At 60.2% G+C, this 11732-nt stretch carries 7 protein-coding genes; 5 read left to right on the top strand and 2 right to left on the bottom strand.

Annotated features, from left to right (window positions below):
• The first annotated feature begins 1 nt into the window (after nucleotide 1).
• Together EQV90_RS06475 and EQV90_RS06470 are read left to right on the top strand one after the other, a co-directional pair.
• On the top strand, nucleotides 2–1033 hold the full coding sequence (locus EQV90_RS06475) for a ferredoxin--NADP reductase (RefSeq protein ID WP_010657404.1): 1032 nt from the start codon (nucleotides 2–4) through the stop codon (nucleotides 1031–1033).
• Nucleotides 1034–1052: 19 nt separating this feature from the next.
• Nucleotides 1053–2603: a FadD3 family acyl-CoA ligase gene (locus tag EQV90_RS06470; protein WP_127195626.1), complete on the top strand. Its 1551-nt coding sequence runs from the start codon at nucleotides 1053–1055 to the stop codon at nucleotides 2601–2603.
• A gap of 201 nt (nucleotides 2604–2804) precedes the next feature.
• Here EQV90_RS06470 and EQV90_RS06465 read toward each other — a convergent pair whose 3' ends face one another.
• A complete protein-coding gene (locus tag EQV90_RS06465) occupies nucleotides 2805–3383 on the bottom strand; it encodes a putative adhesin (protein ID WP_127195625.1) in 579 nt (192 codons plus the stop codon).
• A 358-nt stretch (nucleotides 3384–3741) separates the two neighbouring features.
• Here EQV90_RS06465 and EQV90_RS06460 point away from each other — a divergent pair, with 358 nt between their 5' ends.
• Nucleotides 3742–8835 carry an RHS repeat-associated core domain-containing protein gene (locus EQV90_RS06460; RefSeq protein WP_240877903.1) on the top strand — a complete coding sequence of 1698 codons (5094 nt, stop codon included), beginning with the start codon at nucleotides 3742–3744 and terminating at the stop codon, nucleotides 8833–8835.
• Between the two features lie 137 nt (nucleotides 8836–8972).
• Here EQV90_RS06460 and EQV90_RS06455 read toward each other — a convergent pair whose 3' ends face one another.
• Complete coding sequence (locus EQV90_RS06455; protein ID WP_003445069.1) at nucleotides 8973–9758, bottom strand: enoyl-CoA hydratase; 786 nt, start codon at nucleotides 9756–9758, stop codon at nucleotides 8973–8975.
• A 144-nt stretch (nucleotides 9759–9902) separates the two neighbouring features.
• Here EQV90_RS06455 and EQV90_RS06450 point away from each other — a divergent pair, with 144 nt between their 5' ends.
• Complete coding sequence (locus tag EQV90_RS06450; RefSeq protein WP_010656632.1) at nucleotides 9903–10688, top strand: SDR family oxidoreductase; 786 nt, start codon at nucleotides 9903–9905, stop codon at nucleotides 10686–10688.
• A 54-nt stretch (nucleotides 10689–10742) separates the two neighbouring features.
• On the top strand, nucleotides 10743–11732 hold the full coding sequence (locus tag EQV90_RS06445) for an OB-fold domain-containing protein (protein ID WP_003445073.1): 990 nt from the start codon (nucleotides 10743–10745) through the stop codon (nucleotides 11730–11732).

Genomic DNA, 11732 nt, shown 5'->3' with positions numbered 1-11732 from the left:
TATGAATTCACCTGCCTATATTTCTCTGCGCGTGGCACAAATCGTCACTGAAACCGCGGACTCCAGATCGCTGGTGTTTGAGGTGCCCCAGGACTTGCGCGAGCAGTTTGCCTATAAGAGCGGCCAGTTTCTGACCCTGCGGGTGCCGTTTGAAGGCGGCTGGTTGCCGCGCTGCTATTCGTTGTCGAGCACGCCGCTGGTGGATGAACCGCTGCGGGTCACGATCAAGCAGGTGCGTGACGGTCGCGCTTCCAACTGGTTATGCCAGCAGTTGCGCGAAGGCGACCAACTGCAGGTGCTGGTTCCGGCCGGGGTCTTTGTGCCGCGCCATTTCGATGATGATTTCCTGTTGTTTGGCGGCGGTAGCGGGGTAACCCCGGTGCTGTCGATTTTGCGTTCGGCGTTGATCGCCGGCAGCGGTCGGGTCCTGCTGATCTATGCCAACCGCGACGAGGCCTCGGTGATTTTTGCCGACGAACTCAAGGCCTTGGCCAGCGCCTACCCGCAGCGCCTGCAGGTGATCCACTGGCTGGACTCGGTACAAGGGATTCCTTCGGTTGCGCAACTGGCGCAAATGGCCAGGCCGTTTGTGCATGCCCAGGCCTTTATCTGTGGTCCGGGGCCGTTCATGGATGCCGCTGTCAGTGCTTTGCATGACATCGGCATGGAACATGGGCGCATCCACGTCGAACGTTTTGTTTCGTTGCCGCAAGAGGGCAGCATCGCAGCCCCGGCCCCGGTCAACACTGATGTAATCGGCAGCCAGCTCTCGGTGCGCCTGGATGGCGAGGAGTTCGAAGTGCCCTGCGCCGAAGGCGAAACGGTGCTCAATGCCATGCTGCGCGCCGGGTTGAAACCCCCCAGTTCCTGTCTGGTGGGGTCCTGCGCCACCTGCATGTGCACCGTGGAGCGGGGCAGTGTCGAGATGCTGCGCAACGATGCCCTTGACCAACAGGAACTCAATGACGGCTGGGTCCTGGCATGCCAGTCCGTGCCCAACAGCGAACACCTGCGGGTGTGCTTCCCCGAATAATCAGCCGGACGAGTGATCGATGACTTTCAGCCCTACGACTATTCCCGAGTTACTGCTTGGCGCCGCGCAGCAACACGCAGGACGCACCGCCATTGAAGAAAACGGCGTGTGCACCGACTACCGCGATTTGCCGCGCCTGGCCCTGGCCGTGACCCGCAGCCTGATGGCCCGGGGCATCGGCAAGGGTGACCGGGTGGCCATCTGGGCCCCCAATGGCCGGGACTGGATCATTGCGGCACTGGGCATTCATTGCGCAGGGGCGGTAATGGTGCCGGTCAACACCCGGATGAAAGGCAACGAGGCAGCGGATATTCTGCAGCGCAGTTCCAGCCGGTTGTTATTCGTCCAGCCGAAGTTTTTAGGCACCGACTACCTGGCCTTGCTCGCCCCGCATCGCCCGGATAGCCTTGAGGGGCTGGTGCTGCTGGGAGATGCCCCGGCCTGGAATGAATTTCTGGCATCGGGGGCCGGCGTCAGCGAAACCGACGCCAGGCAGCGGGCCGCCGGGGTCAGTGCCGATGATTTGAGCGACCTGCTGTTTACCTCGGGCACCACCGGTAAACCCAAAGGGGTAATGAGTGCCCACGGGCAGAACATCCGGGCATTCAGCGAATACGTGAAGGTGATTGGTTTGCGGGCCGGTGACCGTTATTTGGTGATCAATCCGTTTTTCCATGCTTTCGGCTACAAGGCGGGCTGGTTGACGTGCCTGCTGGCCGGGGCAACCATTTTGCCGCACCCGGTGTTTGACGCCGAAGCCGTCTTCCAGCGCATTGCGGCCGAGAATATCAACGTACTGCCGGGGCCGCCGACCCTGTATCTGTCGATGCTGGCGCACCCCAAACTGGCGCAAACCGACCTCTCGAGCTTGCGCATTGCCGTCACAGGGGCGGCGACCATTGCCCCGAGCCTGATCGAACGGATGCGTCGCGAACTGGGCTTTGCGGTGGTCACCACGGCCTACGGCCTCACCGAGTGCGGCGGCCTGGCCACCATTTGCAACCCGGATGACCCGGCGCAGACCATTGCCAGCACCAGCGGGCGGGCCATTGCCGGCACCGAAGTGAGCATCCGTGATCCGCAAAACCGGGCCCTGGCAGCGGGGGATACCGGAGAAATCTGCCTGCGAGGTTTTCACGTGATGCAGGGTTACTTTGAAGATCCCCGGGCCACAGCCGAAACCATCGACAGTGAAGGCTGGTTGCACACCGGCGACATTGGCCAGCTGGATACTGCGGGCAACTTGCGCATCACCGATCGCCTCAAGGACATGTTTATCGTCGGGGGTTTCAACTGCTACCCGGCGGAAATTGAAGCGGGCCTGATCGAACACCCGGCCATCGCCCAGGTGGCGGTGATTGGCGTGCCGGACGAGCGCATGGGCGAAGTGGGCTGTGCCTGTGTGGTGCTGCGCCATGAACAGCGGCTGGACGAAGCGGGTCTGATTCTGTGGGCCCGGGAACATATGGCCAACTACAAAGTGCCGCGCATGGTGAGGTTCTACGAGGCGTTGCCGGTCAATGCATCGAACAAGGTGGCGAAGAATGAGCTGCGGTCCCTGATTGTTTAGGAACCGCATTTCGATTGCCCGTTACGCTGTTGCGTGCAACTGCCGGGCCGGTTGGCAGGCAGGTGTTTGGGGCTAACCACCACAGCACCTGCGCTCTGCTCCCAAGCGCCTGTCCCCCCGCTTGAAACCGCAGGGTCAATAATCAGCTCTGGCAGAAATACATGTCCGGGTCATGGCAGCAGAACCTTCGATCGGTTTTTATTAACCGAACAGGTACTCCCAGGCTCGGTCGTAATACCCTTTTTGCGTTTGAGTACTTCGAACCACCTCGTCATAAATCTGAGGTTGTTCGAAATACAGTCGCTCACTGCCACGGTGCCTGTAAACGGCCCTGCAATGTATGCAGTGAATATATTTAATGGCTGGCCGGTAAATTGATATCGCTTCAAAAACCTCTTGCATATAGGTTCTTGTGATGACACCGATCACATCATGATGAGCAGTGGGTAATGCCAGCTCTGATTCGAATGCGTTGCTCAGTGTGTAGTTAAACGTGGTGTTGTCTGCGTGGATGAATTCTTTAGGATTAATGTTTTTAGGTTCGCGTGCGGGGTTGTAAGTACTGTTATTCAATAGCAGGCGCCACCCCACGTCGGTGTTTGTATCTTCAGAGTGGTAGGCGTAATAAACCAGTTTTCTTCCTTTAGGCACAATCACCGGTGTCGCATAGGCCTTCTGAGAGCGTCTGATGCCTCCGTGAGCGAAGAGAATGGCATGCTCCGCCGCAGGGTTGATCGACTTGATGAAAACAAATTTATGCCTGTAAATGATGCCGCCCATCCCCGTCTCCCTGGGTAATATATCGGTCATTGTTTAGTTGTGGTGAGTGGCAGGTGGCCGTTCATTGGATGCCATGGGCAAATTTCAATAGGGTTATTGGCAAGTCTATAAATGAACGGTTGCTGTTCAATGTAGCAAGTCTGCAGCCTGGTAAGTTAGCGAGTAAGGAAATGTGCTTATATAGGATTACTCTCAAAGTTTGTGTGGGTGCAGCGTTCTGAACTCTGCTGTCGTTGAGGAACTGATCCGGCTCTCATTTCTTTCTGTAGCGGCATCACTTACAGCCCTTGCTCATTGTTACCCTCAAGTCAGAGATTCTATTTTGCGACTCCTTTCAGCGAACCAAGGAGTAGCGAACATGCCTGATTTATCTGAGCACACCCCCGATATCCAGTCCGCCGCCAGCCTGCTCAGCAGTGGCGACGTATATTCCGGGGCCTACAACTTTATGAGCAGCATCAGTGCCGGCGTCGATCCGCGCACCGGTGCGTTCTCGGCCTCGATAACCCTGCCCACCGGCGCCGCCAACGATTTGCGCGGGCCCATCAGCCAGTTGCGCCTGAGCCATAGCCCGCTGATGGGCGAAGATCAGGGCTTCGGTCTGGGCTGGATGCTCGGCACCACCTCCTGGGATGGCGCCAGCCAGCAGTTGCAACTCAATTCCGGCGAGCGTTTTCGCGGTGAGATTGTTGGCCAGAACATGCGCTTTCCCGATGTGCGTTTGCCGGTAGTCGCAGTGGCCGTTCAGCGTCAGGAAATGTGGGTCCGGCATAACGACGGCAGCTGTGAGCGCCTGATTCCTTTGCCGGGGCATGCCAGCCTGTGGGTGGTCAGCACTTTGGTGGGGGCCGATGGCAGCGCCCTGAATTTTGACTGGCGCTCGGTTGGCAATGGGGCGTACCTGCAAAAGGTCAGCGATGCCCGGGGCCGTACGGTGCTGGCGCTTTCCTACGAAGGCCAGCAAACCCGTCTGACCTTACAGCCGGACACCCCCGCACAGGTGGTGATGTCATTTCACCGGGTCTCCGGGCAGTTGCGCCGGGTGACGGTGGACGGACTTCCCGACAGTGGCTGGCAGTTTGAATACAGCCGCAGTGATTCAGGTCTGTTGCTGCTGAGCAAATGCACCCAGCCCACCGGCAGCACCGAAGAGGTGACCTATAGCGACGCCAACGGGCTCAACCTGCCTGCAGGGGCGCCGTTTGCGCGGATGCCGGTGGTCAGTCAGACCCGCAAAGACCCGGGGGACGGCCAACCGGTGCAGCTGGTGCGTTATGACTACGGCCTGTACGGCAGCAATAACTATTTTGGTTGGCCGGCAGTGCGCCAGTGGCGCAACCGCGAGGACAATCTCTACCACCTGACCGGGGGCGGCGATTTCCTTTATGGCTCCACCGAAACCCTGATGGATGCCCGGGGTACTGTTTTGCAAACAGTGTCCCGCACCTTTAACCGCTTTCACCTGCTGACCCGTGAACGCACGCTACAGGGCCAGACCCTGCAAGAAACTGAAACCACCTATTACGACGAGCCGTGGCTGCCCATTGCCCGGCAACTGCCGTATTTCCAGTTCCCGCACAAGGTCATTACCCGTAAGGCGCAGCTGGATGGCCAACGGGTACTGCGAGAACTTGTTACCGAGGAAGAAACCCGCTACGACGAACTGGGTAACCCGGTGTGGCATCGCAATGCCCTGGGTGGAATAGAAGAGTCAGAGTACTACCCGGTAACCGGTGAGACCGGCAACTGCCCGGCCGACCCACTGGGCCGCATCACCCGCCTGAAAAGTCGTACCGTCAGTCCGCCACCCGGCACCGAAGGCCCGGTCAAGCAGACCCGCTACCGTTATCAGGCGCTGCCGGTACGTCAGGATGCTCCGGGGTTTGCATTGCCTACCTTTGTTCAAAGCAGCGAGGAACAGCTACTGCTGGTCGAAGGTGAAAAATTTAGTGAGCTGGGCCGCTCGACGCAAAATTTCATTAACGATCCGACCTCGCCCCATCACGCTCGCATGCTTAGCGAAACCAGAACCGTAGAGGGTAAAGGCACCACCCGGGCCTACAGCTACACCCTGAATCTGGCCCGCAACGCTCGATCAAAGGAGCGGGCGGTGCTGCAGGAAAACGTCACGATCACCAGCCACGACGGACATAAATCCAGCTCCCAATCCTCCCAGGATCTGTACTCGGGCCTGATGGTCACCGAGCAGACCGACGAGCAGCTGCGCCTGGCCTTTGCCCACGATCCCCTGGGCCGTGTGACTCAGGAAGTCGCGGCTCCGGATTCAGCCTTCGAGGCCAAGGTCAACTGGGTCTATTCGTTGTCAGCGAACGAGCGCTGCCAGACCCGAATCGGCGCTTCCGGGCGTAAGGAAACTGTCTGGCTCGATGGCATGGCCAGGGAAATCCGCCGTGAAAAACAAACCGACAGCGGTGAGACCTATACCGCCTGGACCGCCGAATATGACGTGCTGGGCCGGGTGTTCCGTGAAACGACTTACGATCCCGGTAACGAAGACGTCCCGGCCCTGAGCCTGACCACCGAACGCACCTTTGATGACTGGGGCAATGTGCTGACCGAAACCGGCGCGGACGGTGTCACCCAGCACACCCTGGCCGACCCGGTAGCCCTGACCGGCAGCAGTTGGCAGACCGATGCCAAGGGTGTGGCCGGGGCCAAAACCGTGACCAGCCATAGCCTCGATGGACGCCCCCTTAAAGAACAACTCTATTGCGCCGATGGCGTACTTCAGCACGAACTGAGCTGGACCTATGACGGCCTTGGCCGCTGCATCAGCCAGTCCGATGCCATGGGCCTGGAGACCCGACAGCAGTGGGATGCGCGGGACCGACTACTGTCCACCACCCTGCCCGACGGCAGTGTCATCAAGCGCACCTACGCCGAAGGCCATGACGGTGATTTACCGGCCACGGTCTCGATCACTCATCCGTCGTTGGGCACTAATGAAGTACTGCTGGGCGAGCGTAAATATGACGGCCTGGGCCGACTGGTGTGGGAAAAGGTCGGGCAGGGTGTCTCCAAATGGGAATATGCCGAAGGACAAATCCACGCCCATACCCGGATTCTGCCAGATGGAACCCGAGTGCAGAGTGAGCGCCAACCGGAACTGGGCGACGCATTGCTGTCGCTGCAAGCGCCCGGGATCAGCGTATTCAATAAATACGATCCGCTAAGCGGCCGTTTGCTGGAATCCCGGGGCAATCTGGGTCTGCAAAAAGATCACTGGTCGCCCTCAGGCCAACTGAGCAAAGCCGACTACGCCTGGCACGGCGACCAGCCGCGCTCGCAACAGCAAAGCACTACACCGGCGGGCAAAGTCACGCGCCTGACCGATGCCGACGGTGCCGAACAACGCTGCCAGTACGATGAATTCGGGCGTTTGAGCGTGCAGCAAGGTCCCGACGTCACTATTAGCGTCACCTACGATGCAGCCTCGCGGATTCACCAGCAACGCACGCAATCTATAGACGGCTCGCGAGACATGACCGTAACCCTTGGCTATGACAGCCTGGGCCGCCCGGCCCGCCGAGAAACGGCTACCCGCACGCCCACCCGACAGTCCCTTGAAATCCAGACCCAGCAATGGCGCAAAGACGGCGAGCTGACCCAGCGCGAACTGACCCGTGACGGTGTTCTGGTGCGTAGTGAAAGCTTCGACTACGACCTGCGCGGACGGGTGATTGCCCATCGCCTTGCAGGCCCGTCGTTGCCCGACGATGCCCACGGCAAAACCTACCGCGAGCAACACTTCCAGTACGACGCCCTCGATAATATTCGTCGACTGGAAACGGTGTTTGCCGACGCCAGCGCCAGCAATATCAGTACATTTACCTATAACCCCGCCGATCTCACCCAGCTGCTTAGCCTCAGCCACAGCCGAAGCGATTACCCGGCACCGGTAACCCTGGAGTACGACGCGCTGGGCAATCTCAAACGCGACGAGCGCGGCAATCCACTGCGCTACGACGCCCTGGGCCGACTGATCGGGGTTACTCTGCCTACAGGCCTGCGTCGTTGGTACTACGGCCCGGCGGGCAACATCATCAAGACCGAAGACTCTACCGGCCCGCGTTGGCGTTACCACACCGGCGGTCAACTCAGTTGCGAGGTGGGTGAAAACACCCAGATCCGCTGGGTGCGGGCCGGTGACGTCCCGGTGGCTGAAAGCCGTCTTGCATCGGCGGTGCGCGAAGTGATGCTCTTGGGCACCGACGCCCAGGGTTCGATAACCACTGAGGCCAATGACGGGATTAACACCCCGGTCTACGGCGCCTACGGCCAAAGCCAGCCCGGTGCCAGCCGACTGGGTTACGCCGGCACCTTGCGCGAGCAAGACAGCGGCTGGTATTTCCTCGGTGATTACCGCATCTACAACCCCGCACTGATGCGCTTCCACAGCCGTGACAGCCTCAGCCCCTTCGGCGAAGGCGGCCTCAATGGCTATGCCTACTGCGCCGGGGATCCAGTCAACCGCATCGATCCGTCGGGCCACTCGTGGCTGGACTGGCTGTTGCCGGCGGCCGGTCTCGCGCTGGCACTGGTCGGCACCGTGGCCTCCCTGGGTGCGTTGGCGGCGCCTACGGCGGCGCTGACCGCCAGCTATGTAACGGCCGTCACCACCGCGACCTTGAGTGTGGTGTCACTGGCAGCGGACGTGGCCTCGATAGCCTTGCTGGCTAGTGGCAATGAAAACGCCGGACGGATTCTGGGCTGGGTGGGCATGGCAACCGGGCTGGCCTCGGCGGCTCCATCGATGGCCGGGGCTGCGGCCAAGGGAGTCAAAAAGGCCGGCAAGTTCGTGGGCAGCTGGCAGTACAAACTGCAACATGCAGGGGGCAGGGGCCAGGGGTTTCCACCCGGTAGATTCCAGCCCTTGAGCCTGCGAACTCTGGCTTTCCAGGCCGTGGATCAGGGCGAGGCATGGCGCGCAATTCGCCATATGGACATTGCCGGATCAGCAGACCCATTGAGCCGTGCGGCTCCTGTTTCGGCCTATAACCACAGTATCAGCAGCATGGAGGCATTCAACGAAGTGCGAGCCTATTATCAAGGCGCACATCCAAGGCCAACATTACCCTTGCCACTCAATACTGTACCCGGTCACACCGTTACCAGCGGCGGTGTCAATTTCCCTGTGTTCGCCAACAATCCATCTTATGTCCGTGAGGTCAGGGTAATCGCAACCCATGGCCGGGCCAGAAACCTGCCGGTGGATTTGCACCTCAACGGGATCGATCCTGAGAGATTGAGAACCTTCACCCCGGAATTCAGAAGGCATGCAGCAGGTATCAGTTTTCAAACTATGCAGAATCCGGTCAACAGGGCGTTTTTTGATTATGTGGTTCCTGTTGCTGCAGACGAAGTCGCCTGGACCATAGGCGGAGCGTTCAGGACAAATTACTTTAATAATTTCATGAATGTACGACGTTAGGTCAGCTCTGGAATAAAGCGGCTGGTGCGTGCCGGGCTAACCTGCCGCAGTTCATGAGACTGCGGCGGGTTTCCTGCAGCGACCTGGCTGATTGCGTGGATCATCGCCAGCATTGTCTTCGAAGCGCGCGCGCGCCCTTACTTGCCTTCAAACACCGCCGCACGTTTTTCAATAAACGCCTGCATGCCTTCCTTCTGGTCCCGCGAAGCAAACAGCAACGCATTGGCTTTACGCTCCAGGGCCAGGCCGGTCTCCAGCGGGGCATCGACCCCGGCCAGAATCACTTCCTTGATTTGCTCGGCAGCCAGTGGCGGCATCGCAGCGATCAACGTCGCCATCTTCAGTGCCTGGGCCTGCACCTGGTCATCATCCACGAGGTCGCTGACCAGCCCGGAGATCCAGGCTTCCTCGGCGGTGATCGGCTGCCCGGTCAATGCCATGCGCATGGCTTTGGCCTTGCCCACGGCGCGCACCAGACGCTGGGTGCCACCGATTCCCGGCATGATCCCGATGCGGATTTCCGGCTGGCAAAATTTCGCGCTGCGCCCGGCCACAATAATGTCGGCCAGCATCGCCAGTTCACAGCCGCCGCCGTAGGCGTAACCGCACACCGCCGCGATCACCGGCTTGGGGCAGTGCTGGATGGGGGCCCAGACCCGCTCGGTATGGCGCTGGTAAATATCGATCGGGCCGACACCGGCCATGCTGTTGATATCGCCGCCCGCAGCAAACACCTTGTCGCCGCCAGTCAGCAGGATGCAGCGCACTTCGGGGTTTTCGGCCAGCTCTGTGAAATAGCGTGACAGCAAGGCTTGCAGCTCAAGGCTCAGGGCGTTAGTGGCCTGGGGGCGATTAAGCCGCAGCAAAGCGACGCCCGGGGCCGGGAATTCAAGCAGTACCGGCGCGGCAGATGGGTCTGACATGGGGTTCCTCATTAACAGGGGCTGTCACCACAGCGTGCGCTGGATTGTTGCGTTCGCAAGAGGGCGCTTCATCGTCCGTTCAGACGACGAGCAGCCCCCGGATTGCCCCTAGAGTGGCTCCATCAGTAGAAAAAGGAGCTCGTCATGGGCCAACTCTCAGGGCTGGACTACAGCGGCAAAGTGGTGCTGGTCACCGGCGGTACCAAAGGCATCGGTGCAGGCATTGCCCGCAGCTTTCTGGAGGCCGGGGCGCAGGTGATCGTGTGCGGCAGGACTGCACCTGAGGCGTTGCCGCAGGCAGGTTCTGCGCAAGCGCTGTTCATGGCTTGCGACGTGCGTGATGTGGATTCGCTTAAAGCCATGTTTGCGGGGATTGCTGCCGACTTCGGTCGCCTCGATGTGGTCATCAACAACGCCGGTGGCAGTCCGTCCGCCGATGCCGGCAGCGCTTCGCCACGTTTTCACGAAGGCATTATCCGCCTCAACCTGATCGCCCCGCTGAATGTCGCGCAACAGGCCAATGCCTTGATGCAGCAACAGGATGGCGGCGGTTGCATTGTGTTTATCGGCAGTATCAGCGCCTTGCGCGCTTCCCCGGGGACCGCGGCCTATGGCGCGGCCAAGGCCGGGATACTGGCACTGGTGCAATCGCTGGCGGTGGAGTGGGCGCCCAAAGTGCGCGTGGTGGCGGTCAGCCCGGGGCTGGTACGCACCGAGCAGGCGCATCTGCATTACGGCGATGAACACGGCATTGCCGCAGTCAGCGCCGGGATCCCGGCAGGGCGCATGGCGCTGCCCGAGGACATCGGTAACGCCTGTCTGTTTATCGCCTCGCCCATGGCGGGGTATGCCAGCGGCTGCAATCTGCTGCTGCACGGCGGCGGCGAACGTCCGGCATTTTTGGGTGCGGCGCAAAGCGCTGCTCACTGATCGACCTTCAGCGGCGGCCAGTGGGTTGCCGCTCTCAATTTGCAGGAGACGAACTTGGCTGATTCTCAATTGCTAACCGACGTGCGCGCCCTGGTGGGGCGTGAATATGGTCGCGTCTACGCCTGGGACGAAGTCAACGCCCCGATGATCCGCCAGTGGTGCGAGATCATGGGCGTGGACAACCCGCTTTATACCGACCCGTTGTTTGCCGCCAACAGCGTGCAGGACGGGCTGGTGGCGCCACCTGCAATGCTGCAGGTGTGGTGCATGGAAGGCTTTCACCTGAACAACTATGCACCGGGCTCGACCACCGAAAACCCCTACGAAGTGCTCAAGCTGATTGAGTCGTATGGCTATGGCTCGGTGGTGGCGGTCAACTCCGAACTGACGTTCAAGCGCAACGTCCGTCCGGGGGAAAAGCTCTACTACACCACCCGGCTGGACTCGGTGGGCGACGAAAAAACCACCGGTCTTGGTACCGGATTTTTTGTCACCCTGGTGATGAGCTACTTCGTTGAGCACAAAAGCGGTGACGAGGAAGTCGGCGAGTTGCTGTTCCGGGTATTCAAATTCCGTCCGGCCAACCCCAAGGCGGCTGAAGCGGCCCCGGCAAAAGTTGAAACCGCCCCTGTGGTCAAGCGCCCCAAGCCGGGCATGAGCGATGACACGCGGTTTTTCTGGGAAGGCTGCGATGCGGGCAAGTTGTTGATCCAGCGCTGTACCCAGTGCCAGACCCTGCGCCATCCACCGGCGCCGGTATGCATCGAGTGCCATTCGTTCGACTGGGACAGCGTGCAGGCCAGCGGCCGCGCCAGCCTGTATTCGTTCGTGATCATGCATTACCCCGAAGTCGCGCCGTTCGACCATCCCAACCCGATCGGCTTGATCGAGCTGGAAGAGGGCGTACGCCTGGTGGCCGGACTGGTGGGGGTCAAGCGCGAAGAGCTGAGCATCGGCATGCCCTTGCAACTTGAGTTCAAGACCTTCGACGGCGAACTGACGTTGCCGTTGTTCCGGGCACTTTCTTTACCGGCAGCCGAGTAA

The organism is Pseudomonas sp. TMW22089, assembly GCF_022496645.1.
GTDB classification, from domain to species: Bacteria; Pseudomonadota; Gammaproteobacteria; order Pseudomonadales; family Pseudomonadaceae; genus Aquipseudomonas; species Aquipseudomonas paraversuta.
The sequence above is the reverse complement of the archived record's forward strand: the minus strand, read 5'-3'. Positions and strand labels throughout refer to the sequence as shown.